The sequence below is a fragment of the Acidithrix sp. C25 genome (assembly GCF_904848545.2).
In genome coordinates this window covers 810,809-837,597 of sequence record NZ_CAJHCI020000006.1, presented here as the reverse complement: position 1 = coordinate 837,597, position 26,789 = coordinate 810,809, and the positions used below count along the sequence as shown (strand labels likewise).

Here is a 26,789-nt window from a genome sequence, read left to right as displayed (position 1 = left end):
GAACGTGCTACGGACACGCCTTTCAGATATTGGCAAGACAGTCCCATTCAAAAACTAAAGACTATGATTTGCCAACTTGCTCGAGTCAACTAAGTGTGAATTCTGTTTAATTCTGCGAAGCGATCACTTGGTACCACGAATTGAGGGCACCACGACTTAGATGTCGTAGTGTCAGAGGCCCTGTTGATGATGCTCAGGAGTACGCGGTGGATGGCGCTGATCAACAAGAATAAAAATTCGAAAAAGCAACCATTTAAGGGAGCGGCCGTAAGAAGGTCCAAGAAGACCGCCAAACCATCAAAAAGATTCCCATACCTCGAAAGCTTTTCCGTTGAGATAGTATGAGCAATTGTGATGATTCTTGATGAAATTAACGAAGAGCTCGAATTGAGGAAGGCGGTTTTTAGCCATCTTAAATTACTCACAGCACATTCCCCGAGCGGCGTAGTACCGTCTTCTACAATAAATTCATTTGAATTTCGCGGCAGACGAATAAGTCTTATCGTCCAGTCGGGAATACGCAAGCTCCTGGGCAGCAGCGCCGCACTAACAATCAGAACGACATTTACCCCACCGTCGGAACTGCCGCCATACATTGACGATACCGACGACGACGGAATGATCCATTACAAGTACCGCGGTACAGATCCGCAACATTCAGACAATAGAGCGCTACGGATGGCGATGGACGAGGGATTGCCGCTGGCTTACTTCTACGGCATCGGGAAAGGGCTCTACTTACCAATTTTTCCAGTGTATCTCCTGCAAGAAATTCCAGAACGGCACGAATTTGTAGTCGGCTTTGAATCATCACTTTCAAGCGCGAACCCAATCTTCAAAGAGAGCCTCGAACGTAACTATGTAGATCGGCTTACAAAAACTCGCATGCACCAACCAGTCTTCCGGGCACGGGTTCTCCACGCATACGATACGTCATGTGCAATCTGCAGACTTCGCCATTCCGAATTGCTCGATGCTGCCCACATAATCCCTGACGGTCATGTCCGCGGTGAACCGGTGGTACCCAACGGAATCGCTCTATGCAAAATACACCATGCCGCCTTCGACCATAACTTGGTGGGAATACGTCCGGATGGAATCATAGAAGTACAACATCGACTTTTGCAAGAAACTGACGGACCTATGCTTCTACATGGTATTCAAGAAATAGCTGGAACCAAAATTCATCTACCCAAGGAGCGGGCCGCGAGACCGGATCAAGACCGACTCGCTGAGAGGTTTGAGGAATTCAAACGAGCCAGCTGATCTATCGGCGGATATGAAGCGAAGTTAATCCACGTCAAAAGTGGCGACCGTCGCGACTGAGAGACCGCCAGAACATTCTTTAGCAGCCGCAGGTTCTAAAGATATCAATCCTTATCGATCGAGTTATCTTTACCTTTGAGTCCACCGGAACCTTGCCCCGCCGCCATATCACGAATCCCTGACAGCAAATTTGTCAGCTCCACCGGAAACAGTATCTTTATAAAAGGGGAGTTAGCTAGTTCTTTCAATGCACCAAGGTATTGAAGCAGCAGCTTCACAGCGCTACGTCTGCGATCCGGGGTTAGAAGTTTCCCTCCGATAGTTCCTTTAGCATCGAATTATCCAAGGTCAGATCGGCAACAATGGTCTTTAGTCTTGTAATTCTCTGCCTTTAGTCCTTTCAGGCTCTTGGCATCTGTGGTTTTCATACCTCCGTAGGTATTCTCACCAAGATGCAATGTGGTTTCCGTTATGCATGAGCTTCTGGCAACTTACACAACCGAACTGCCGGCGTATAACAATCTGTCACCCTCGGCAAGCTTTTGAATGACTTGTTCTGGTGCGTGCTTTTTACCCTTCATAAAAAATATACTGTTTATATTTTGGTCAGTATTCTAACATTAAGGGTGGATCATCCAGGATTCACCATGGCACAGACATGCGAAAACAATTTCGGCGCTAGCAGGCATCAACTTCCGTCGAATAGTGTCAAGAAAAAAAAGCCAGAAGGTATTTTCGTTGAATGCGCTGAACGAAAATAAACCTTTTATTTTGTTCGACGCGAATGGCTTTCTAAATAACGAAATTGATGGCTAGCCATCTAATTGCGCCCACTCCCTCAGAATGAGCTTTCGGAATCGATCAATTATCTGTAATCCTTGATTGGGGATAAAGTTAGCTTCGCCTGAACTGCGTCCCGCATCGCGACTAAGAAGCGTGGCAGGCAGTTTGATACACCAGTTAATAACGAAGTCAGGAATCTCCAGAAACTCGATAGATTTGTAGGAAATGAGAGTTACCGGATTTGAACTACACAGGTGGCAAGAAGCGGCTGTAGAAGCGTGGATGTCGGGAGACACGCATGGTCCTTTCAGGGGAACCATCGAAGTGTTTACCGGTGGAGGGAAGTCCCTTATTGCTCTAAAGTGCATCGAAAGAGCGGCACGGGAATCTCCCGAGCTTAAAGTCGCTATCGTTGCACCCACATCTGCACTAGCGAGACAATGGATAGATGTAATTAATAGGCATTCAGATCTAAACCGATCAGAGATAGGCCTTCTCGGATCAGGCAGTAAAGGAGATTTAGAGTCATCTAGGGTCCTGATCTGTGTCCTAAACAGTGCTTCACGCCTCCTTCCGGAGATGTCTTCGGCAATATCGGGCGAACTTATGTTAGTAATTGACGAGTGCCATAGAGCAGGAGCTCCTTCAATGGCAAAGGTGCTAAATACCAAGGCAAGATTTCGACTTGGACTCTCTGCAACTCCGGAACGGGACGAGGCTTCGCAGGAAGGCACCCTAATTTCGTTCGATGATCAGCTTGTTGGGAAATCTCTTGGCGCTGTTGTTTATCACTTCGATCTAAAGCAAGCTCGAAATTATGGATGGCTGCCTAATTATGAGATAAATCACCACGGTGTGCACCTAACTGTATCAGAGCAAGCAGAATACGAAAGACTAACCCGACGTGTCGACGATTCCATTAGCGCACTACAGGACATCGGAGTCGAAATTTCGCAGGCAAGAATCTACCAAACTCGAAACGATGAAGTTGGCTCCCTCGCAAAGCGCTATGTCTCAGCAACGACGCAACGGAAAGATTTCCTTTACAAAAGTACCGAACGCATTAGAGTCGCAACACGAATTGTGTCGGATTCATTCGAAAGAAACCCTGATAGGCGCGCACTGGTATTTCACGAAAGAGTAGATTCAGCCACACAATTGGCGCGCGCTTTAGAACTGAAATTACCCTCTATTGGCATTACTCTCGAAAATTCGAAACTAAAGTCGTCCGTCCGCAATGAGGCCTTAGCATCATTTCGAACAGGTACTAACAAAATATTGGTCTCTGTCAAATCTCTTATCGAAGGAATAGATGTGCCAGAAGCTGATCTAGGCGTGCTTGTAGCGTCAAGCTCCAGCATACGCCAAAGGATCCAAACATTAGGAAGAGTTTTGCGTCGACAGTTCGAAGGAGACGGGTCTAAAAAAATAGCTGATATGCATATTATTTACGTTTCGAACACCGTGGATGAGGCTGTTTATGGAAAGCTTGACTGGACTGATCTAACTGGACCTGAATCCAATAAATATTGGGAATGGCTTCTCGAACCGAATGCCGCACCAATACAAAAGTTTGATCCTCCCCAAACCCCCACGCCTAGCGAAAGCCAGGAATGGAAGAGACTCTGCCAGCTCTTAGACCTTGGACCACAAGAGTGGCGCGGTGGAAGAATTGGAGTTGAGCACAGCCTCGACACACTAGGAACGGTTCGGCGGTACGATGGGAAAATAGTCTCTAATCCACAAGGTGTATCCGATATCGTTGATAAAGTACGTAGCCAACGCGGTGGAAGATTTTACCTAACGCCTGAGTTCAACCTAATTCTTGTTTCAAAACGAAATGCGGGTGAGAACATGATGTACGTGGCTGGCAAAATCAACGAACCTTTCGTCTACGTCACGAATGACATAGAAAACCAGGAGCAAATCCTCCCGCAACGAAATATAAAACCCGGAGATCTTTACTATGGACCCACCGATGCTACCGGTGGGTCCTTCCAAATAAGGAGCAAGGGTGGCGGGTTAATCGAAAGGCGGGCTAACAAGTCCGAAACCGAATTCGCGATCATAGATGAGAACAATTATCCTCAGCAATCACAAAACGCCATAAAAACAATAAAGGCCTGGAAACTGCTGCTAGACCGTGGAATAAAGATTAGTGTAAACCATCGTGACGACGTATGGTATGTAAATAATGGCAGCCATATTTTCCTCGAACATGTTCCGGGGGGATTTCTTTGGCAATCTGATTTAGAGAGGGGAAGTTAGAAAGTGGCAACTGTTTATCCTGGATTGAACCCAGCTAATGCTAGCCGAGAAGCAAAGTATTCAGTAATCCGTTCGCAGAATAATGAAATGGCAGTTCGCCTAATATATCGAGTTTCAAGTTCAGAGAGAGAATTACTTACGACCACTAGTCATTTTAACCTCGTAGATATGGTAAACAACGTCAAAATGGAGATCAATGGACAGAAGGGCGGGGCATTTTATATAAATGAATACGGCCACGTTTTGGTGCCTGCTAATCGAGGTGAACCGTGTTATTTTGCAGGTACGTACAAAGAGATCCTTGAATTCGATCTTGAGGGAGATCCGATCTCCGCAAAGGCGCCTAAAACTCTTTCACCCGGCAATACCTGGCTTGGGCCTCATGTCGGAATCCCTTACACGCTCAAATCTGGTGCCCGCGACATAAGCTTCAAAAAGATGATCACGCCCACGCGAAGCAAAGAATTCCTCCTTTCGGAATATGTCGGATCGATCAAAGCCGAAGCCCTTGCGCGAAGATTAGGTGTACATAAAGGCATATCCGGTGGCACAATCTACATAAACGAAGCCCAAGAGTTTTTTGCACCAGTCCAAATCGGCGACGAATGGACCTATACCTATTTGGGAGGGATCAATCACGACGCGTGGTTCCCAAACCTACTTGAAAACGACTTATAGATGCACCTCGTTAACGAGAACGACACAGAACTTCGCTTATCCGTGAAGCGTCCAATGTGGCACAACACTAAAACTCAAAGGGCGAAGCGTTATAAGACTGCATTGATCAATCCTGGACGATCCTCCCTTAGCCTGAGAATACAGACCAAAATATCAAAGGGGGGATTTTCATAAAGGGTAAAAAGCACACACCAGAACGAGTCATTCAAAAGCTTACCGAATGGGACACACTACTAAGCGAGCGGTGCGGTAACTGTTGCAAGAGGCATTGGAATAACTCAAACCTCATAGAACCATAGACGAATGACTTCGGCGGCTATGCGTTCTCGGTGATGATCAAAGGCCATTTGCTAGCCGTGGAAATCGAAAATACGCACAACAGTGGGCGTCGATAAGCGTCATAAAGTAATCCGTAGAATGACGTGGAGCTGCCGACACCTTCAATGAATGGGCCTCGCGATCATGAAGTTGCTTCAAATAAAGCTTGCTGACTCCCGCGTACAAATGGTTATCAAACACTTAATCCAATAACTGACTGACAAATGCACGTTGTTCACATGAACGGCAAATTATTTTTTCGTGCGTCAAAATCAATCATTTTCACTTCCATTAAATGACTTGCTTTGGCCTTGACCCATCGCCATGTCGCGAATTCCCGACAGCAAGTTGGTCAGCTCCATCGGAAACAGAATCTTTGTGGAAGGGGAGTTGGCAAGCTCTTTCAATGCACCGAGGTATTGAAGAAGCAACGTATTCGAGTCCGAATCCTTTGCAATTTGACCAACAACAGATAGGGCAGTAGAAAGACCTTCAGCCCGCAAAATCGCAGATTGCCTCTCTGCTTCAGCAGTCAAAATTGCCGCTTGCTGGGCACCTTCAGCTGACAGAACGTCAGCTTGCTTCTGTCCTTCGGCAACGGTGATCGCCGCCTGCTTCTTACCTTCAGATTCAGTAACAACTGCTCGCCTCGTTCTTTCAGCTGACATCTGGCGGGTCATTGCCTCTTGAACTGCGGGTGGGGGATTGATCTCACGAACTTCTACGTTGGTAACCTTTACTCCCCATCGCTCCGTTACTTCATCGAGTTTCACTCTTAGCGATGTATTCATCGCCTCGCGCTTGGAGAGGACATCGTCGAGGGCCATGTCTCCGACAACGCTTCTAAGTGTCGTTGCAGCGATGTTCAGCGCTGCTCCGGAGAAGTCACGGATGTTGACGACTGATGTCACTGGATCAAATACGCGATAGAACATTATGAAGTCAATAGAGATAGGCGCATTGTCCTTGGTAATAGCTGTCTGATGCGGGATCTCAAGAAATTGCTCTCGAAGATCTACTAAGGATATTCTGTCGGTAATTGGATTGATAACAACAAGCCCTGGACCCTTTGCGCCATTGGACTTACCCAACCTAAAGACCACCAACCTCTGGTAATCTCGCGTAATCTTGAAGGTCGAAAAGAGAACCCGCACAATTGCGAACAAGAGGACTAAAGCTACGGCTAGTTCAATGATCGTCTTTACCATTATTGTTTTCCTTACCGGTTGATTCATTTAATTCAACACTCGTTGAAGTGCTGGTATTGAAAGTGTCGATGGCGACCTTGAGGTGGATTTGGTCGGCCTCTACCACGAAGATATTGTCACCCTTACTAATGACTCCCTCAAGTGCATCAGCGCTCCAGCTCTCCCCATCGACCGTTACGGTCCCCGAGGGAGCTAAATCAGTCGAAGCCACCCCTGTCCTACCAAGAAGCGACTTGTACCTCTGTGGTGTCGATGTCTTTGGCTTTGATAGAACTCCTTTGAGCCCCAAGGCAATCGTTCCCAACGAGATCAAAAAGATAAGTCCGTAGATTAGCAGCGTAAGGGTAGTAATCGAAGATGTGCTACTAGCCAAAACAGAGACGGCTACGCCCGCAATCACAAACGAAGAAACACCGGCTCCTACGGAGGAGTGTGGGCCTAGGTGCAGTCCAGCTGCAATGACTAATAGGGTGAGTGTTAATAACACTAAAGAAACAATGACCATCGCAAACCTCGCTGATCTATTGCCCTAACTCTATTGCAGTTTCAACCACTATGTCGTTCATCAAAGGTTATTCGTTCGCGGCGGTTGTTTATTGAAACCTGAAGTTCGCTGGCGATTCAAACTGAATTCACGATGTCACAGAGTATAGAGAGGACTCCAGCACTCTATCGTCTCCCGCATAGCTCTATGGAAACGTCTTTGTCGCAACGCCCCTTCCCTCCGAAATGTGCTGCGCAGCACCGTGCATAGACCATCATGGATACACAAAGATCAAGATGCGCGATAATGGACCGATTCATCGTCGGAGTTACCAGTTTGTTAGAACTGTGGTCGTAACACAGTCAGAAGGAACGTAGGCACGGGCACTGGGTATTCTTGGCATTTCCGCGCCGTTGCCATTGGACTAAAGTATCGAAGATTAAATACCAATCCCAGTAGCCATCATTTTACCCCTGCAACGAAGGACGCGAAATGATGGGGCATGGTAGCCATTGAAGGTACCAGTTATCTGCATCGCCAACGAAAATCGCCGATGTATCGCAAATACGGTTGATTTGATCAACACAGGGGACCAACAGCGATCTCCAAATGGAAAATCTCCGAACAAACACAAAAGAGCCCACTACCTTCGAAGACAAATCAGCAGGGTAGTGGGCTCTTTGACAAGATATCTACTCTTGCGAGACGAATCGCTATCGAGATTGACCGACCTTGGTGGCCTCAGGAACTTCAATGAGGCTTCCGGTTGCAACATCGTAGATATATCCATAGACCGGGATCGACGATGGTACCAGCGAATGCGACTTGATTCGAGTGACATCCTCAAGTACTGACGAAGCCTGATCAGGAATCGTCAACCAGTTGATGTACTTTCCTTCACTTGAGCCAGGTCCTTGACCAACATCTTTGAATCCCGCAGCACCAAGTTCAGCGGTCTCAAGGCTCGAAGCCAAAAGGTTACTCATGAGGTCGTTGTTAAAGAACTCCATACCACAATTGGTGTGATGGATGACAAACCACTCTTTGGTTCCCAATAACTTGTATGAGATAACCAATGAACGAATCGCATCGTCGCTAGCTCTTCCTCCGGCGTTTCTAATTACGTGAGCGTCGCCTTCACTTAATCCCGCATACTTTGCTGGATCAAGACGTGCGTCCATACAGGTAAGGATTGCGAAGTGGCGTGCTGGAGGCATCGCAAGGTTGGCCTTGTCTCCAAACTCCTTTGCATAGCCCTTATTTGCCTCTAGTACTTCATTTAGGACTGACATTTTCTAACTCCCTTGGCTTGATTTCACCTTCATTGAAGATTATAAAGCTAAACCTGAGTAAGATTATCAACTTTATTGACTTCAGCACTAGCAAGCTATAGGAGTCGACGAGCAGAGTTACCCAAATGGCGCCCCGAGGAGCTTCATGGTTATGAAGGGAGGACGAAACGACTTGCATTTCGAAATGAATTGACTTACACACGTCAAACCTGTTCAACTAATTGAATTACCGGGGCAGACTCCGCCACTTTCCCTGCTTCGTGGTTTTGTTTACAATTAACCTTTTCAGTGACCAGATTCCCATTGCTCTGCCCCTCGGTAAATCAGTCCTCGCACCTTCAATTCAATTGAGATCCTTGATAGTCGGACCAAAGGTAGTAATTCTCCAGCAGGTACTAATAAAGATCAAGCTGGTTGCGTTAATTTGAATCCACCGTAGCTCGTTTCAGTGGTTGCCATAGTGGCGTGGCCAACCACAGTTGATCCGTCGTAGAAGGTAGCGGTTATTGGCTCGGAGCAGACACCATTGCAAGGGGCTGTTGCTACTCCCATGGGCAAGATAAAGAAGCTCCAGCCGTCGAGCGTGGTGGGAAGTAGGGCAGTTGTTTGATTGCTCGGACCAGAAACACTGACGCTAGTTACCCAACTCGGCACAGTTCCAGAGAGAAAGGTCTCTCCGTTGCTAGCATTGTCCCAATTTACAGTTGCCATTGGTTTTGTGCTTCCGCTAGAGGTCACCACCGCATTGCCATATACAACTTCCATCCATGAGTTACTAGCACTCACTGAAGCTGAAAATACCCATGGCTGGTTCTTGACGGTTCCATATGCCAATTCTGTTCCACCAATTGGAACTTTTGGAGTATTGATGGGAGGCGATGCAATTATCCCTGGAGCACATAGGCCACTATGAATCGGGTTCCCGCCTGGCATGCAATTGTCGAGGGAAGGATTGATTACCAAGGCTGAAGCGATGTCCTGAATCTCTGCTGGGCTTAGGTTGAAGCCAACTATCTGCACCCCAAGTATCGGTGATAGTTGCCACTGCAAAATGGTATTCGGACCTTTATGGTTCGGTTGGGTTGTGCCTTGGCATGGATTCATTAACGGAGAACCAACGGAGTTAGTCGGTATCGCATCGGTACAAGCACCGCTAATAGTCATTGATTGGGTACCGTTTGGTCCCTTTACTGATGTGTATGAAATTTGATTAGAAACTTGCAACAAGAGAGCCTTTTGCCCCTTTACCGTTACTTGATCCATGGTTGCGTTTGCGATACCTCCTGCCGGAGGTGTTACGAAATCAGGATTCACCGTTCCCTGATTGATAGTGATGGTAAATGATTTTCCATTCGTCGTCGAATCATTTTCATAGGTGATCGCCGATGAGTAGTTGGCTGGAGTCGTCGATATGTTTGTTTGCCGATCGGAGATTAGTCTCCAACCGCTAAGTTGAGGGCCAAGGCTAACCTCGCCATTCAGGAGGTGCGGTGGACCAGGGTTGACAAAGGCTGTCACTTGAGCACTCAATAGTGGCGCATTCGAACTAGAGCCCTTATTTAGCTCAAATGTAGTTCCAGAAATTGCGACTCCTAAAACCGCGATGGCCCCAAAGATAAAACTACGGCGACGGCGATCAATTCGCCGGCGGTTAGCTCGCTGGCTAAGTGTAGAAATTGAAGGTGCTTCGGCTAGCGGCACCTCTAGTAGGGACTTCGTAAGTTCGGTCAATCGTGACATTGTGCTCCTTTGGTAATCTGCGCCTTACTTGCTTGTCGCGTTTCATCGGGCGATTGTGTTGACGGGTTCTTTTGCTCGTTTTCGATTTGGAAATCGTCGCGATTTCCTCTGTCTTTATTGCTTTTCGCAATGTCACCCGACTCGGTAAGTGGTTCTGCCAAGTCGGCTGCGAGTCTTTGTCGAGCCGCACCCAAGGTTCGCGAGACTGTACCTCTTGTAATTCCTAGTGAGTCTGCAACTTCAACTTCGGTAAGATCCCCAACATATCGAAGCATTACGACCTCTCTTTGCCGACGCGGAAGTTCGTTGACCAAGAGCCAAATCTCTCCAGCTGGAGCCGAAAGGTCGAAAGGTTTTGTTTGGCGGTTCAAGAAGCGCCTTTCAAAAGTTCGCCTCCTTGCTCGCCGACGAAAGACGTTGTAGGCAACTCGATAGGTCCATCCCTCGGGCCGTTCGCTTTTAGAGATTTTGGGCCAATGCATAAGTGCGCGTACGCAAGCTTCATCGACAACCTCCTTTGCCTCTTCGAGGTCACCAATCACAAGGACCATTGTCGCTAGGAGTTTCGGATAGAACAACTCATACCATCTTGCGAAGCCGTCGTTATCGTTACCGCTTCTATTGCTGGCTGTCGACCCGTCTTCATTGTCTGATGACACAGGATGCAATTTTCGTACGGGCCTTTCATTCAAGGTGCTGCTTCGACTTTCGCCAAATCATTAATTAGTTAAGTCACGACCAAGGTCTTTTGCTGAGTGTGTCGACGATTTTTATTGAGTTACAGCAAAGTCATGGTTGCTACGGGCGTCAATGTGGGTAGGTTCGCAAAATGTCAACCTCCGGTGTGAGCGCTATCTTCGACGTGTTTTGATTGTCGACGTTACTACAGAACCGCGCTTCCTTCGAAACTAATATCACCGGGCTTGCAGGGCAAACCGCGGAGATACTTGGGCTCAATAACGCGCATCTAGTGCTGCGTAATGGTGCCCTTTGAGCCGATCACGACCGGATATCTAACTCTTCGCAAAAGTTCGTCTTCTCGCCCCAGCTATCAAAGAAATGAAGCATTACGCGACAGAATTGATATCTGCATCACACGTCAACTCCACGATCGCACGTATTTGGACTCGACGAGAGGAACCCGCTACCTCCTGCCAGTCTCATGCATGTCGAAGGCACGAAAACTAACGATACGCCATCGGTCTTCACCTACGAGCTGTTGAAAATCCTTGCGTAGACGATAGTGTTTCTCAAGAACATCTAGGTGGCTCCTAGCAACGGCCAGATCTACCATACGAACTGCGCGTTCTTTGGTGGGTAGGTTCCATCCCAGATGTACGTATCTCTGATCTATTCATCCTTGTTGGATCGGTTTTGAGACCTCCAAAAGCTTGGCAGCGTCACCTATGAATAGTGTCATATTTGACTAAGTGTCAAAACTTCAACCTGGCTTGTCCGCAATTTGATTCGATGCCAATGCTTTGGCATTTCCCTTAGAATTAGGGAGAATTGCTTTCGCGTAAAGTGAGTTGTTGCACCTACCGCTCTCATCACTATAAAGTCAAACCAGGCTTATCTCGATTCTCTATTAAGCCATCCAACCGAGTGTCATCACGGATAATGATGGTCGTAATAGTGAGCGTGGCCTGTCTTCCACAGAGAGACAAAATTCGTCAGGAAGTTTAAATGCATCTCAGTTGGGATAACATAATCATCTGTGGTGATAGCAAATAGAACAGAGGATGAACGCGCCTTTAGAGAAGAGGTCTTCCGTCATCTCGACGCACTCGCTAAGTTTTACCCTAGCGGGGTATTGACATCTGTTGAGATCAATTCCTTTGAGTATCGCGGCAGACAAATACGCCTAATTGTCCAATCTGGGATCCGTAAGCTTCAAGGAAGCGAAGCGGCGCTAACGATTCGAACAACATTCACTCCACTTTCGAAGCCACCTCCGTATGTTGATCTCACTGATAATGACGGCATGATCCACTACAAGTATCGTGGTACTGATCCAGGGCACTCCGATAATCGAGCTCTTCGTATGGCGATGGACGAACGGCTACCCCTCGCATACTTCATCGGAATCGGCCGCGGACTTTACCTACCCATGTACCCAATGTATATTTTGCAAGAGATTGCTGTACAACACGAATTTATTATTGGCTTTTCTGAAGCACTTTCACTCTTCAATGCAGATTCAACTTACAAGGAAGAACTTCAACGTAGTTATATAAATCGGATCACTCAAGCACGCCTCCATCAGCCAGTTTTTCGGGCACGCGTTCTTCATGCCTACGAAACTTCGTGTGCAATCTGTCGACTTCGCCATCCCGAGCTACTCGACGCAGCACACATTATCCCCGACGGAAACGTCCGCGGCGACCCGGTAGTTCCCAATGGCTTATCACTCTGCAAAATACACCACGCAGCTTACGACAATAACTTTGTAGGGATAACTCCAGATGGAATCGTCGACGTACAGGAACGATTCATGAAAGAGACTGACGGGCAGATGCTGCTACACGGGATTCAAAAGGTAGCTGGAACTAAAATTCTTCTCCCTAGAGAGCGCGCTGCTAAACCGGATAAAGACCGTCTCGCTGAGCGCTACGAAGAGTTCAAAAGAGCGTCCTAACTAAGTTCATGACTTCGAGGAGGGATCGCGCTTAGTCGGCACTCTCCATTTGGTACAATGACAGACTACTTAGCTACGGGCAACAAACATCTGTAAACAATCTTCAGCGGCTGCGAAAAACTTGTCCCTTTTGCGCGATCTAAGCAATCTCCGATCTCCATCATCGTCGATTCAACTCCAATTTTCGAGCCTTAGCCCTCGAACTCGAGCAAATTCCCTGGTGTTGTTCGTTACTAATGTGGCTTCAAGTGAAATAGCGTGTGCCGCAATCATGGTATCAAGACCGCCAATTGGCTGACCAATTCGTTCAAGTTCGAATCGAATACGTCCATACTCCCATATGGCTTGCTCATCAAAGGGCAGTATGGTTAGGGCGGTCAGGAACATCTCCAACGCCCGTTGATTTTTAGTCGATCCGCTCTTAGCTACACCGTAAGCCAGTCCAGCAGCACTTACGCTCGACAATCCGATGCTGTCCGGATCCTCGAGCTGGAATCTCTCCAAAACATGATGAGGTTTATTGTTGATGATATAAATGCAAATATTTGTATCGAGTAAGTATCTCATCCACCCACGATTTCTGGACGACTTTGTATTTCTGGTTGGTCTCTCGTAATTTTGAATTCCGGCTCAAATTCACCTAACGCAACACTCAAGAGTTCCCATGAATGATTGATAGGTAGCAGTAAGACGCCATTTCCAAAATGTCGAATCGATACCTCGCTTTCAGCGAATCGGTACTCCTTTGGTAATCGAACTGCTTGGCTTCGCCCGGTTTGAAAGACTTTTGCAATGTCCATATTTCAACCCTCCACTGATATATATCAATAATATATATCAATGATGAATCTATCGATCCTTCCCACTTGTCATCCAACACAGTGAGACCGCTTTCAATTGGAGTGGTGCGAAGACACTTTGAATTTCTCCACACAACAGAATTTCAAACAGGACAGTGGGAGAGTGGCGGGATCGATGTTGCCAACGCCATTGCGATTACAACTCCTTAGACGGCACGACCATCCACGGTCGATTGTGCATCCGAATCGCAGGGATTTACGGATTCACAGATGCTCTGTGCTTACTAAATCCCATAATGAACTAGAGGGCTCTAGTCGCCTTGATTAATAGAGATCCAGATGGGGACTTCGAGGTCTTTTATTAGAGACGCGCTGAGAGGTCGATGAATTTTGATGGGTAGCCACATTTCGCGGGCAGATGTTGAACCTTGATTCCAAGATATTTTCCATCGGCTCCCGCAGATGGTGACCGAATCACTTGATCAACGAAGACGATCGACAATGATACGTTATCCGGCAAAGTGCTCTTCAATTTCCGAACAACGAGATCGCTAATCACTTGCCCTGAGGTCGACTTTGACGCAAGGAAGAGCCTATCGAATTCATGATTTTAATTCATCAGGCCCGGTGGGAAAGTGGAGAGCCTTCAGCTACTTGCGTCGCACTTATCTCCCTTGCGCGATCGAAAGGTTCTAAAACTTACCCAAAAGAGAATGTTGACAACGTCAACTCCCCAGCTGTAGGCGGTAAATCCCAACTTCTCAACGTAAAAACTCAATGACACCAGGATCACTATCACTGTCCACTGGAAAATCGCACGGCGACCGTCATTGTCCGGGGTACTATCGCTACCGTTTGTAAGCAGGTCAGGGTATGACCGTCGAATGACCTCAATAACATCTTCAACCGTTGGATTTATAAGGTTCGTATCTCCGATAGCTACGGTAGGGACGGTTTCGTTACCGCTAGCGACCTTGCGAACATATTCGCGGGCTGAAGGGTCGGCCCAGATGTTGTGTTCAAGAGTTTCAATTCCCAACTTGCTAAGACCACGCCGAAGGTACATACAATCAGGGCAACCAGGACGCCAATAAACCTCTATATTTGCATCATTCACATCGTGATCAACCTCACTTCGATATCCAAGATTTCAGCACTTTGCGATTTTAGATATATCGAAACGCGTACATTGAACCACCTAACCACCAAACCGTGAGACAGCCCAATCGCAGCAGTTAGAGACTATTTCGATTATCCAAACGTTGAGAGCGTGCTTCTGTAACCAAATCAAGATCTCGGTGGTAGCCATTCCAAAGTGGATTAAGGACCGTTCCGCCATCGTCACCACAAGGAATCGCACGGTCACAAAGGATCTGAGAATTTCGGTAGCAATGCCATATCCAAGGTTCCTAACTGAAAGTTTCAAACCGGGATCGACGCTATTGAATCATCCAATAAAGGACTTAAATTGACAGGCGGGTGCCGCTATAAATTGCACAACGATGGGCTGCTGAAAGCCTTGCGATCACCAATCGAAGATATCCTCGAGATGCCCCACAAAAGTACGCCAAGGAATCCAACTTCATCAAAAACGAATTAAGCCTCGCATGATCATTCGCTTTTGGGAAATAGCTATTCCGCCAACGTCAAATCACCCGAGCACTGCGAATACATTCAATCAAGGAAAAGCCTTTATCGATCCCACTAACTGGGGATGACAATAGATGGAAAAGTTACCCAGGGCATTGGCAGCTTGCTGAAGCGGCACTTTGCTGTGGCGAGAATCGTTCACGAACGCGCCTTGACGAAGACCGAAATCATCTCGTCGGAATCACTGGAATGACGATATTCGACGGCGAATCGCGAGACCAGGTGACTTTGGCGGTTCCGCTAGTGGTTCTGGCGTAAAGGGCGGGGAAGTGGCCAAAGAATGGATTCCTAGGCTGCTGATATCGTCCAGAGATGTTCAACCGTAGTTGCTCACCTTTATAAATGAAGGTTGAAGAGTTACTAAGCTTGATCGATACTTTGACAATCGCACCATCTTTGATAGGGTGTATTTCAACTAGAGAACTCTCCGCATACCCAAATTCATCACCTGTGTTTGATTCTGAGCGCAGTTGGACACGAAGCATTCCTTGCGACACGCAGTCTCGCGCGTATCCATACGAACACTCAAATAGAACAGGCTTGCCATTTGAAAACTTTTCGACTTCAACAAACACGTAGAGATCGTCCACTTCGTAGAAGGTTAGATAGAGGTTTGCATATATTGGCCCTGATATTTCGGTGTCCTCTTCGAAGCGATACTCGAAGAAGCGGCTTTGATTTCGTAGTCTGAACTGAGTAGACCCAACCCCTACTGAAGATTGCCGCAATGAATCGCTATTTGCAAGATTTAAGGTCGTCCACTTGGTCTCTTTGAGCGGCCAAGCGTCCTCATTTCTAACCTCCATTATGTGATCACGTCGATCACGAACCTCTAACCGTACCTTAGGAAGGGGAGTGGCCTACATCTGGCGGAGATGACGATTGAAAAATGCCACTGATAAGTACGTGCCTCTTCACCGTAGAAGGTAGACCATTTTGGACTCCGATGGGTATAAACGTGGCGCTCAACGGATGATACATCCGTGAAGGCACGCATCGAACCTGTGCTGTGAAGGTTGCTGTCCGAGAAACTTGCGCAAACAAGGATAGGAATCGTTATGTTCGCAAGATCGGGTGTAATCGTATTCCACCAAGAGTCACGAAGCGGGTGCTCGCGACGCTTCTTCGCGATATCGATACCAATTCTCGCAAACCGCTTAGTAAGCGCAACCCAGAGTCGAGATAAGCCCCTCTCGGTTATACCACCGGGTGACAGAAAGTCCCTGAATCCATCGGTAAATCCTTCCCAGGGACAGATCGCTTTGAGTGCCACAGGTCTAGGTCCTGCAGCCACCTTGTATTGAGACATCGCTAGATAAGAGACTCCAAGCATGCCAACGGAACCGTTGGACCAAGGCTGCTTAGAAATCCACTCGATGACGTTAGCGATATCGGAGGCTTCCTGATCAGAAAAGAGATCCCCTACTCCCTCCGACTTTCAACCCCCACGGGTATCTAAATTCACTACCGCATATCCTTGATCCATCCACCAAACAGGATCCGGAGCCTCCCAACTCGTTTAGTCTGAGATCCGAATGGGACTTGGCTGATTCATAATCCGAAATTGAGAACTGAGAGACCACCGATCGCCCTTCCGTTTAGGGAGCGCGTCCTTCCCGTATGGTGACGCCGACAAAATCGTTGGTAGCTTTCCCGCGCCTAATGGGCGAAAGAGGTTCAAGTAGAGGTTGACGCCATCTGGCATAGCGACTGCAACCTCTTCTTTCGTAACATCATTACCCGATTGACATACCTCTATTGGAGGAATGATAAAATTTGAGATTCGAGAGATCGAATACCTGAACCAGTCGGGTCGATGCCACGGATTTTGGAAACAACCATTACTCATTGACAAACTTTATATCGGACCTATCTAACAAGGTCCAAATTCTGGGTGACTTTACTCGTTTGATGAGCCCAGGACTCCTGACATAGTTTCCCGCAAGTTTCTGCAAATTAGCGTATGATCTGGAAGAATAGCTCTCTCTGCCAATAATGTTTCCAAACTCCACCTTCCTAAGACCGAACAGTCGGTTGATACAATTATTTGAAGCATTCAAGAGACTTAAAACTTCAATCAAACGAGAACAATGTTTGCTCCGAGTGAGGGGAAACTACGTAGGGAGCTTTTAGCTTGTGGATTTCGAAATGAATGGGCGGGTGCTTCGATTTGTTTGGATCTCAAATACCGTTGGGATATGTGGTCGAGCTACATTAAATTCGACAATCGAGTGCCATGGAGAATCCTGGATGATCCACCCTTAATGTGAGAATACTGACCAAAATATAAATGGGAGGATTTTTCATGAAGGGTAAGAAGCACACACCTGAACAAGTCATTCAAAAGCTTGCCGAGGGTGACAGATTGTTAAACGCCGGCAGTTCGGTGGCTGAGGTTGCAAGAAGCCTCGGAATAACCGAAACTACATGGCATCGCTGGAAGAACACCTACGGAGGTATGAAAGCCACCGATGCCAAGAGATTGAAAGAACTAGAAGCTGAGAATCGACGACTTAAGACCATTGTTGCCGATCTGACGTTAGATGTATCGATGCTCAAGGAACTATCGGAGGGAAACTTCTAACCCCGAATCGCAGACGTAGCGCTGTAAAGCTGCTGCAGAAGCGATTCGGGGTTTCCGAAAGAAGAGCCTGCAAATTGACTACCCAACCAAGGTCTACCCAAAGAAAGGCCAGCCAGCCGAAGGAAGATTTGGATGAAAAGCTTACAGAAGTGCTCCGTAGCTTTGCACTTTCGAATCCCCGTCAGGGATATCGGAAGGCATATAGGTACGTGCTTGAAATGGGATACAAGGTCAATCTGAAAAAGATTCATCGCCTTTGGCGCGATGCTGGACTGAAAGTTCCCTTCAGGAAGAGGAAGAGTAAAAGGTCCAATCGCGGAGTTGCAATGGGGGCTCATCAGCCAATAGCGCCAAATGTAACCTGGGCAATGGACTTTCAATTCGATGCAACAAGTGATGGAAGAGTATTGAAGTTTCTAAACGTGATCGACGAGTATTCTCGCGAATACCTAGCTACCCTCGTAGATCGTTCAATTGATGCCAAAGCTGTCGTTGCTGTTTTAGACGGGATAGTCGCAAGCAGAGGAACTCCGACCTACATCAGGATGGATAACGGACCAGAGTTCATCTCAAAGGTCATAGAAGAATTCTCATCTGAAATGGGAATTACGCTTTACTTCATCGACCCAGGCTCACCCTGGCAGAACGGAAAGTGTGAGTCGTTCAATGGAAGACTCCGAGACGAGCTTCTGAATGGAGAACTGTTTCTAAGCGTTGACGAAGCTCAAGTCCTAGCCGACAAATATCTCAAGAGATACAACGAAAGCAGGGCCCATAGTTCACTTGGTTATCTAAGTCCACATGAATTTACAGCTCTTGGACTAACCGATCAGCGGGATATCTTACGAGGATCTTCGAAGTGCAGAGAATTTTACGCAACTAGCCACTTTCGGAAGAAGGCCGCAATGGCGACAAGCATATAAGATCGACGATGTCGACTCACATAGGGAGTGGATCACCAATAGGGGGCCGTGCACGAGAATACTTCAACTCGCCGAAAACTACTTGCTAACATAAAACTTGAATGGAAAGTCAAATTGATAGATAGAGCCCAATTCGTGCCTCTCATTCGCCATTTCATAGATGCAAATTGCAAGAGTGACGTAGTTGAGTACACGTCTAGAATCCGACCGGCTACTTTTTTCACTGGAAAATCTCCATGGGCCTTTTAAATCGGCACCTTCAGGGAATGTCTAACGTCGCAATCGATCGGTATCAGACGCGAAAATGCTATCTACCTTCCCTCCGCCAAACAATCGAGATGAAGCATTATGAGATGGCAACTTTGAGTGGGCTCAAATGAAATTTAGGCTACTTCCTTTTGACTTGAAGTCCGAGTGGAAAAATCCACTTACATTGGCTGTAAGGAAAAAGCTACAAATCAATGAGGTTTGGTTTTGATGGACCCAAAAACTGGTAGCTGGTTCAAAAAGGTTTTAGGAAAATTTATCAGTTATAACGTATTTGTTTCAATGCAGATTGGTGCCTGCTTGATAGCCGATCAGGCACCCAGGAGGCCACATGTTACCCACAGTTAGAGACTACTGCGTTTTGAACGAAGGAGCAGAGAACATCCGTATCTCTGACTCAATTGAACGAGTTGACGAAGAGACACTCTCTTTAGAAGACGGCGAACGCTTTTTGTCGCAATCCTACCTCACTGCAGGTATGACCGAACTCGTCCGAGAAGGCTTCAAGCGACTCTCTGGAGCAAGCGGTGGTCGCTCAGTCTTCCGCCTCAAACAAGCGATGGGTGGCGGAAAGACACACCTCATTCGCACAATGGCATTTCTTGCTCGACACCCAAGCCTCCGGACAGAGTTCTTTCCCGAAGCAGCAAATCGCTACCCCTTCGATACCGCCCGAGTGTGCTTCTTCAACGGTCGCGAACAACCCGATGATTTCTTCTGGGGGCGTATCGCTGCCCAGCTTGGGAAGCCTGGCTTCTTTGAAGGCGGAGCTCACGCTCCCGGCGAAGAGAAGTGGCGAGAGCTCTTCGCATCCGTTGGTGGGCCAGTCCTCATCCTTCTCGACGAAATGCCCACGTACTTTGGGTACTACCGAACCCAGTCAGCCGGACAAGGGACGATGGCAGATGTCGCGGGTCGAGCATTTGCCAACCTGCTGTCGTGCACCCAAGGACTCAAGAATATTTGTGTAGTCGTCTCCGAACTTGAAGCCTCCCATGCCGAGGGCACCCACATCATCAACGCCGCACTCGACGATGCTAGAAAGGAGCTCAGCCGAGTCGAGTTCAATATCACTCCCGTTGACCTCTCCGGAGATGAAACCTACGCAATCCTCAAAAAGCGCCTCTTCGCGAAGCTCCCCGACGAGGCACAGATAGGACACATCGCCGAAAGTTTCGCAAAAGCTATCGAAGCTGCCCAACGTTCAAAGACCATTGAGCAGCAAAAGACACCCGAGCAACTTGCCTCTGAGATCATCCAGACTTATCCATTCCACCCTCAAATGAAGCACATCTTTGCTCTTTTCAAGGAGAACAAGGATTTTCAACAAACCCGTGGGCTCATGGAGCTTGCGTCACGCCTTATTCGCTCTGTTTGGAATAGCGCCGCAAACGATGTGCTCCTCATTGGACCCCAGCACTTTGATCTTGCAATTGACGAAGTCCGAGAGAAGATCATCTCAATCTCAAAGCTAGATGAGGCTGTCGCAAAGGATATCTATGCAACCGACGGAAGTGCTCATGCTCAGGTGCTCGATGCGAATAACGGAAACGATGCGGCCTCCCAGCTTGCGAGCCTTCTATTGGTCTCTAGCCTCTCAACTGCTGTTAATCCCGTCAAAGGGCTCACAAAATCAGAAGCGCTGGAGTGCTTAGCAACCCCGAATGCGGATCTCTCGTTTTACCAAGATGCACTCGAAGCAATGCTCGGGAGTTGTTGGTACCTCCATCGCTCTGAAGGTGGGCGGGTATACTTTGACAAATTGGAGAATCTGACGAAGATGCTCAAAGGCCTAGCCGATGATGCACCAGATGTGAAAGTGAAAGACCTAGTTGCTCACCGGCTCCAGGAAATGTTTGCACCCAAGCGCAAAGCTGCGTACCAAAAGGTGCTTGCGTTACCACATATCGATGAAATAGCTGAAGAGGTGAAGGGCTCTCGGGTACTCGCAATTGTCGCCCCAGACTCCTCGTTGCCACCTCAAGAGATCTCTCGCCTTTTTGACTCGATCGTGCGAAAGAATAACCTTTTAGTGCTGACAGGTCAACCCTCTTTTGAAATGCGAAAGCTCTGGGAGGCTGCTCGTAGTGTCTATGCGTCATCACTAGCATTAGCGCAGAACCGAGTCGCCCAGGGCACCACGCAGTTCGAAGAGTTCGAAGAGTTGAAGAATCGATTTGAACACGACCTCACCGGCGTACTTAAGAGCCTCTTTGACAAACTGTTCTACCCAATTCGTGCAATCAGCTCCGGGGGAGAAGCTCAGCTTAGAGAGGCAAAAGGACTAGCCGCGGTTGGCGATACCAATAACGGTGAAGCCCAGATCGAAGAGACACTCAGGAGGGACCCTGTCAAGCTGTACTTGGACTGGGATGAGGGGACCGCGTTTAGCGGTATCTGCACCCGATTAGAACAGCTCATTGGAGGGACCGATGAAATCCCCTGGTCTGCCGTGAAAGAGCGAGTGCAAGAAGATGCTGCGATGTACTTTTTGCCCCCTGGAGATCTTGAGCGTATAAAGGCCAAAGCTATCAACGAAGGGCGCTGGGAGGATCTTAGTAATGGGTGGATCACCAAGAAGCCAAAGCCCAAAGAAGCAACGGTATCCGTCATACAACTTGGAGACATGCGAGACGATGGATCGATCACATTAGAGGTCCAAGTCATAAACGCCAATCCCGAAACGACAACCGTTCACTACGCCGAGGACGGAGAGGTCTCCGTAGCGTCTCCCAAGCTCACCGATACCCAGTTGCTAACGACCGCAATGCGCGTGGCATTTCTTGCGGTTGATCGTTCTGGGAGGCTAGAGTCAGCAGCACCGTACATCTGGTCGAATCAGATCAAGATTCAGCACCGCTTAGATCCGCAGTTCGGAGATAAGCGGGAAGTAACCCTTTTTGCGCTCCCATCAGCTGAAGCGATCCGCTATACCCTCAACGGCGCAGAGCCTCGAGACGGCATCGCTTATACGGGGCCATTCATAGTTGATGGAGATAACTACCGACTCCTCGTCTTTGCAGAAGACAAGGGCATCTCCGCAAAGGAAGACTTTCAGATTCCCAAAGGTGTCTCTGAGACTGGTCCGGGTGGCAGTCCAGGCAAGCCACCTGTAGCGGATCCACCGCCCACGAAACCGGTCATCTTCCCTACCGCTCAGAAAGCCACTATCAACGCCCGAGACAAGGTCTTCGCTGCACTCGATATGGCGATTGCTCGCCAGATGACGTTCTCTTGGGTGGAGGTAAGCGTTGCTGAAGGTCAAGCGAGTGCCCGGATGCAGTTTGATATTGCGGGCTTTAGAGCAGAGCAACTCCGAGCACTCACCGAGAGTCTCTCTGGCACACTCCCGCCAACGGCGTCACTGACGTTCAAATTTGGAGCGATGCACTTCCCAAGCGGGCAGGACCTTTTGGACTTTGCCGCAGCCACGGGTGTGAGTATCGCCAACGCATGGAAGGAGCAGGCATGAGTAACGCCCCCACACCAACCACGAAGCTCATAGGCTTTGGTGCCCCCGCTGAGTACGGCGCACACGTCTTCAAGGTGCAGATTCCCCCCGGTCGCTCTGGGCTTGTCGTCCTCTCTGAAGAGTTCGGGCTTCGAGCTGGGGTTGACGGAACACCGGAACGGATTATTCGGGCACAACTTGATCGATCGCTCTGGACCCCGCTTGCAGATATTTCACGACGTGACTTCAATGCTCGCCTACGAGCAACGAAGTCCTCCCCTGGGACGTGGAAGCCACAAGAGAACGTGTTGGACCGGATGCTTGGCAAAGAACTAGCGATACTCATGTGGGCTGCGGAACCGGCGTCCTCGAAGGAGATCGACACGATCTGTGAGAAGTGGAGCGCACTTCGTCCCGAGGAGCGCTGGTGGCTCTATTCAATGACCAGTGCGGAAGCTGGAGGGGTTGGAGATCGGAACCGTGGCTGGAGGAAGGCGTTGTTCTATGCGCTCTCAGACGGTGAAGGTATGTCAACGACTTCGGTGAAGATACCCGAGGCAGAAACATCAGAGAGGATGAGTCTCTTCCTGTAGGGGCTCAGTGAGATTATGACACAGAACGATACTGAGGCTACGGGGAACAAGATCGTCCCGCTTTCGCTGAAAGATGCTCCAGCGCTGATTGAGAAGCTGTTGCCGGTACAGAAGCTGTCGGTTGAGGCGTACAAGGAGAGCATGGCGGGTGCGAGTAAGACGCTTACTGGACTGGGGTCATACTGGAAAGGCCGAAAGGCTCTCGTCTTGAATAAAGCAGTCATTTTGGGAACATTGCTTCCAGCGACTGCCGATCTTCACAAAGATCTTGCGATATTCGAGATGTTGATGGCAATGGATACAGATTCACTGTGGCGAAGGTTCCCTCGTTCAGAAGCCCTCAATAAAGCGACGAAGAACTTCAAAGCTGAGGGTTGGGATACTAGTTCGCCAGAAGCGAGGGCGGCCAATGCTCGACGGACGCTTGCGCAAACGTCGTTTCGAGACTCCGTTAGTCAAGTAGAACGAGCCGAGTCAGTTGATCAGGAATACCTTTATGGGCCTATCTGGGGCTCGGTCAATGCACATCTCGGGACCAACGCGTTTTCATTTCCAGAGTTGACGGAACAGCTCGGCATCATGCGCTTTGGGCATCGACCAAAGGTTGCAGATACATTCTCCGGGTCCGGTCAGATCCCCTTTGAAGCAGCTCGGCTTGGGTGTGATGTGTACGCCTCGGACTTGAACCCCATCGCAACCATGTTGACCTGGGGTGCGCTCAATATCGTTGGTGCGGATACAAGCGAACGGGCGGAACTTGAAGAATCACAAGAGCGACTCGTCAAGGTTGTCCGAGATCAAATTGATGCCCTTCAGATCGAATCTGACGGCGCGGGTTGGAGGGGGAAGGTTTATCTCTATTGCGTAGAGGTTACTGATCCGGCGACAGGTTGGCGAGTGCCCGTGCTACCGAGCCTGGTAGTCGTGAGACAGACCAGAATCATTGCTCAATTAGTTCCAAATAAGGGATCCAAGAGCTTCGATATTGTGTTGGTCCACGATGCAGCCGACGAGGAGATGGAGGTTGCTTCTAAGGGTACATACGTCCAGGGCGATGTTGTTTATTTTCTTGATGACGCAGAGCATCGCGTAAAACTCTCGACGCTGAGGGGTGACCACAAGCTCCCAGACGGGTCGAACGCCAATCGACTCCGGATGTGGGAGAAGTCGGACTTCATGCCCCGTCCGGGCGACTTTTATCAAGAGCGTCTTTATGCAGTGCTCTGGGTGAAGAACGATACTGTCAGGAAGACCGAATTTCGTTCCGTCACCGAAGACGACCTCAAGCGAGAGCAGATCGTCAACGATTACGTCGGGGCGCATCTAGCGGGGTGGCAAGAGGCCGGTTGGGTGCCGGATATGCGCATTGAGCCGGGCGACAAGACCGACGAGCCAATTCGGACTCGAGGTTGGGCCTACTGGCACCACCTCTTCAATCCGAGACAGTTGCTCACGGCGGCGCTCGTCAACCAACACTCGGATGCGAGATTGAAGTTCGGTTTGGCTCAAGTTCTAAACTTTGGGAGCCGCCTCTCGCGTTGGCAGTCGACTACCGGCTCCGGCAAAATTAACGATGCTTTTTACAATCAAGCACTAAACACTCTCTATGACTATGGAACCCGAGGATTTGACTACGCCTCTCCCTTTCTAGAGATGAACTACAAGTCATACCCCTTAAACCAAGACGTTCGCACAGAAATCAAAGCACTCCCAGCCTCTTCAATCACAACCCCCTTTGACCTGGCTCTTACCGATCCCCCCTACGGGAGTGCGGTACGCTATGAAGAAATCTACGAATTCTTCATCGCCTGGTTGCGGAAGAACCCCCCACCGGAGTTCGCCAATTGGACCTGGGACTCACGGCGAGCACTTGCAATCAAAGGCGAAGATCACAACTTCAAAGCCGAGATGGTCGCCGCATACAAGGCAATGACCAACTGCATGCCTGACAATGGGATGCAAGTCATCATGTTCACCCACCAGAGCGGCTCGATATGGGCGGATATGTCCAACATCGTGTGGGCCTCGGGGCTCCAAGTTTCGGCAGCGTGGTACGTCGTAACCGAGACCGACTCAGCGCTCCGCCAAGGCCAATACATCAAAGGCACCATCCTCCTAGTGCTTCGAAAGCGTCTGGGCAACAAAGCCACCTCAAGAGACGAGCTCGCCTATGAAATTGAAGACGAGGTGAAGGCTCAAGTCGAACTGCTCACCGGGCTGAACCAAGACACGAAGGATCTCTACCGAGACGAGAACCTCTTTGAAGACGCCGATCTGCAGATGGCTGGGTACGCTGCAGCGCTTCGGGTGCTGACGAAGTACACCACCATCGACGGTGTGGATATGACCCAAGAGGCACTGCGTCCGAGGGTCAAGAAGCAGAAGACGCTCGTCGATGAGTTGATCGATTATGCGGTTGCTAAGGCGAATGAGTACTTGGTGCCCACTGGACTTAGCCAAGACGTCTGGGACAAGCTCACCGGCATTGAGCGGTTCTACCTCAAGATGGTGGATATGGAGTCCAAAGACGTCTTCGTGCTGTCGAACTATCAGAACTTTGCGAAGGCGTTCAAAGTGCAAGACTTTAGCCCCCTCATGGCGGACACCAAGGCAAATAACGCCCGGCTCAAAGACGCTGTGGCTCTCAATAAGCGTTACATGGGTGCGGGTGACGAATTCGGCTCCACGCTAGTGCGAACAGTGCTCTATGGGATCTACCAGCTCGCATCGACCTCTGTGGGTGGAGACAGAGTGATTGCAGAAGTGAAGTCCTTGGTAGCGAACTACTACCAGAACCGAGAGCTCCTTATTGCAATTGCGGACTACCTCGCAAAGAAACGAGCGACACTCAACCCAGAAGAATCATATGCGGCGGGTATCCTACGAGATCTTGTCCGGAATGAGCGGATGTAGTGCGTAGAAACTCTGAAAGGACTGTGTTGTGGACATAAACCCACCAGCTGATTCACTACCGTTACGGGTGCTCGTTCCGGAAAATGGCTTGGAGCCAACGATCATTTATGACGAGTCTGCTGCACTTGTCATGGCGGTGATTGATCGTGAAGGAGTAAAGGGGTTGGAAGATACTTGGGACGTGCCAGGCATCTATGTGTTGCTTCACGTTCTTGACGGAGACGGATTTTTCGAAGCATACGTTGGCAAGGCTCCGAACGGACTCAAAACGAGAGTCTCCCAACACGTTACCGGTAAAAACTCCAAAGAGTTCTGGAGTCAGGCCTTACTGGTCTGTCGAGACACAACCCATGGATTCAACTCTACGCAGACGGGGTGGCTTGAGGGCAGAATCTACCAGCTCCTCAAGGAGTCGGTTAACGCACAGGTTTCCAACCAACAGACTCCAACTGACAACACGCTGGCTCCATACGAAAAAACCATGCTCGAAAACTGTGTCGTTCCTATCTCCAGAGTGCTCCGTCTTCTCGGTTTCGATCCCGCGACGGCTGACGGTAACCAAATCCTATCTCCCTCGCCGCAAGCGAAAGCTAAGACAGCAAAATATTACGGCATCGACCTGAAGGTGCTCATGCAGGCTGGCATGCTCCAGGTGGGAGAGCGGCTCATCTCTCTTGTGTCTGCATGGCCCGGAGAGGGTGAGATTGTTGTGCCTATCGGTATCCGTCTTAGGTCTAATGGAATTACCTACGACACACCGTCGGCAGCAGGTGCTGCGATCAAAGGTGGACTCGCAACGAACGGTTGGAGCTTTTGGGGAGTGAAACGTGACGACTCCTGGATTCCGCTGTCAACAATTCGTGAACAGTATCTCGAAAAGCAGATGGCTTCTAAGTCTCTTTTAGATCAAAGTCAACCTAGGCAACAGTGAAG

The 26,789-nt window shown here is 48.8% G+C and carries 18 protein-coding genes and 1 pseudogene; 9 read left to right on the top strand and 10 right to left on the bottom strand.

Annotated features, from left to right (window positions below; translation table 11 throughout):
• The first annotated feature begins 354 nt into the window (after nt 1-354).
• The 3 genes from ACIDITHRIX25_RS72825 (at nt 355) to ACIDITHRIX25_RS72815 (ending at nt 4,995) form a co-directional block, all read left to right on the top strand.
• Nucleotides 355-1,266, top strand: a complete 912-nt coding sequence (locus ACIDITHRIX25_RS72825; protein ID WP_249685695.1) for an HNH endonuclease — start codon at nt 355-357, stop codon at nt 1,264-1,266.
• A 1,008-nt stretch (nt 1,267-2,274) separates the two neighbouring features.
• On the top strand, nt 2,275-4,317 hold the full coding sequence (locus ACIDITHRIX25_RS72820; RefSeq protein ID WP_201732554.1) for a DEAD/DEAH box helicase: 2,043 nt from the start codon (nt 2,275-2,277) through the stop codon (nt 4,315-4,317).
• Between the two features lie 3 nt (nt 4,318-4,320).
• Complete coding sequence (locus tag ACIDITHRIX25_RS72815; protein WP_201732553.1) at nt 4,321-4,995, top strand: hypothetical protein; 675 nt, start codon at nt 4,321-4,323, stop codon at nt 4,993-4,995.
• 590 nt (nt 4,996-5,585) lie between these two features.
• Here ACIDITHRIX25_RS72815 and ACIDITHRIX25_RS72810 read toward each other — a convergent pair.
• The 5 genes from ACIDITHRIX25_RS72810 to ACIDITHRIX25_RS72790 form a co-directional block, all read right to left on the bottom strand.
• The gene (locus ACIDITHRIX25_RS72810) at nt 5,586-6,521 is read right to left on the bottom strand and encodes an SPFH domain-containing protein (protein ID WP_201732552.1); all 936 of its coding nucleotides are present in this window, start codon (nt 6,519-6,521) and stop codon (nt 5,586-5,588) included.
• Nucleotides 6,502-7,026: an NfeD family protein gene (locus tag ACIDITHRIX25_RS72805; protein ID WP_201732551.1), complete on the bottom strand. Its 525-nt coding sequence runs from the start codon at nt 7,024-7,026 to the stop codon at nt 6,502-6,504. The genes ACIDITHRIX25_RS72810 and ACIDITHRIX25_RS72805 overlap by 20 nt, the downstream gene beginning before the upstream one ends.
• A 692-nt stretch (nt 7,027-7,718) precedes the next feature.
• Nucleotides 7,719-8,297: a beta-class carbonic anhydrase gene (locus ACIDITHRIX25_RS72800; RefSeq protein WP_201732550.1), complete on the bottom strand. Its 579-nt coding sequence runs from the start codon at nt 8,295-8,297 to the stop codon at nt 7,719-7,721.
• Between the two features lie 405 nt (nt 8,298-8,702).
• Nucleotides 8,703-10,037 (bottom strand): hypothetical protein, encoded by a 1,335-nt coding sequence (locus ACIDITHRIX25_RS72795; protein WP_201732549.1) that lies wholly within the window; start codon nt 10,035-10,037, stop codon nt 8,703-8,705.
• Entirely contained in the window at nt 10,025-10,696 is a 672-nt protein-coding gene (locus tag ACIDITHRIX25_RS72790; protein WP_201732548.1) for an RNA polymerase sigma factor, read from the bottom strand. The genes ACIDITHRIX25_RS72795 and ACIDITHRIX25_RS72790 overlap by 13 nt, the downstream gene beginning before the upstream one ends.
• A 1,058-nt stretch (nt 10,697-11,754) precedes the next feature.
• On the opposite strand from ACIDITHRIX25_RS72790, the gene ACIDITHRIX25_RS72785 reads away from it, so the two are divergent.
• Nucleotides 11,755-12,675: an HNH endonuclease gene (locus ACIDITHRIX25_RS72785; protein WP_201732547.1), complete on the top strand. Its 921-nt coding sequence runs from the start codon at nt 11,755-11,757 to the stop codon at nt 12,673-12,675.
• Nucleotides 12,676-12,846: 171 nt separating this feature from the next.
• Here the strand turns inward: ACIDITHRIX25_RS72785 and vapC are convergent, their stop codons facing one another.
• From vapC to ACIDITHRIX25_RS72760, 5 genes are all read right to left on the bottom strand, one after another.
• Nucleotides 12,847-13,242, bottom strand: a complete 396-nt coding sequence (gene vapC, locus ACIDITHRIX25_RS72780; RefSeq protein ID WP_201732546.1) for a type II toxin-antitoxin system tRNA(fMet)-specific endonuclease VapC — start codon at nt 13,240-13,242, stop codon at nt 12,847-12,849.
• Nucleotides 13,239-13,475 carry an antitoxin gene (locus ACIDITHRIX25_RS72775; RefSeq protein WP_201732545.1) on the bottom strand — a complete coding sequence of 79 codons (237 nt, stop codon included), beginning with the start codon at nt 13,473-13,475 and terminating at the stop codon, nt 13,239-13,241. The genes vapC and ACIDITHRIX25_RS72775 overlap by 4 nt, the downstream gene beginning before the upstream one ends.
• A 646-nt stretch (nt 13,476-14,121) precedes the next feature.
• Nucleotides 14,122-14,592, bottom strand: a complete 471-nt coding sequence (locus ACIDITHRIX25_RS72770) for a glutaredoxin domain-containing protein (RefSeq protein WP_201732544.1) — start codon at nt 14,590-14,592, stop codon at nt 14,122-14,124.
• A gap of 700 nt (nt 14,593-15,292) precedes the next feature.
• On the bottom strand, nt 15,293-15,931 hold the full coding sequence (locus ACIDITHRIX25_RS72765) for a CocE/NonD family hydrolase C-terminal non-catalytic domain-containing protein (protein ID WP_249685641.1): 639 nt from the start codon (nt 15,929-15,931) through the stop codon (nt 15,293-15,295).
• Between the two features lie 26 nt (nt 15,932-15,957).
• Nucleotides 15,958-16,503 carry a CocE/NonD family hydrolase gene (locus ACIDITHRIX25_RS72760; RefSeq protein WP_249685694.1) on the bottom strand — a complete coding sequence of 182 codons (546 nt, stop codon included), beginning with the start codon at nt 16,501-16,503 and terminating at the stop codon, nt 15,958-15,960.
• 927 nt (nt 16,504-17,430) lie between these two features.
• Between ACIDITHRIX25_RS72760 and ACIDITHRIX25_RS72755 the strand changes: the two are divergent.
• The 5 genes and pseudogenes from ACIDITHRIX25_RS72755 to ACIDITHRIX25_RS72735 form a co-directional block, all read left to right on the top strand.
• Nucleotides 17,431-18,518, top strand: a pseudogene (locus ACIDITHRIX25_RS72755) (IS3 family transposase); the annotation flags it as partial.
• 712 nt (nt 18,519-19,230) lie between these two features.
• Nucleotides 19,231-22,371, top strand: a complete 3,141-nt coding sequence (locus ACIDITHRIX25_RS72750) for a DUF499 family protein (protein WP_201732542.1) — start codon at nt 19,231-19,233, stop codon at nt 22,369-22,371.
• Nucleotides 22,368-22,943 (top strand): anti-phage-associated DUF3780 domain-containing protein, encoded by a 576-nt coding sequence (locus ACIDITHRIX25_RS72745; protein WP_201732541.1) that lies wholly within the window; start codon nt 22,368-22,370, stop codon nt 22,941-22,943. The genes ACIDITHRIX25_RS72750 and ACIDITHRIX25_RS72745 overlap by 4 nt, the downstream gene beginning before the upstream one ends.
• A 15-nt stretch (nt 22,944-22,958) precedes the next feature.
• The gene (locus ACIDITHRIX25_RS72740) at nt 22,959-25,856 is read left to right on the top strand and encodes an anti-phage-associated DUF1156 domain-containing protein (protein WP_201732540.1); all 2,898 of its coding nucleotides are present in this window, start codon (nt 22,959-22,961) and stop codon (nt 25,854-25,856) included.
• Nucleotides 25,857-25,884: 28 nt separating this feature from the next.
• Nucleotides 25,885-26,787 carry a restriction system modified-DNA reader domain-containing protein gene (locus ACIDITHRIX25_RS72735; RefSeq protein WP_201732539.1) on the top strand — a complete coding sequence of 301 codons (903 nt, stop codon included), beginning with the start codon at nt 25,885-25,887 and terminating at the stop codon, nt 26,785-26,787.
• Nucleotides 26,788-26,789: the final 2 nt, after the last annotated feature.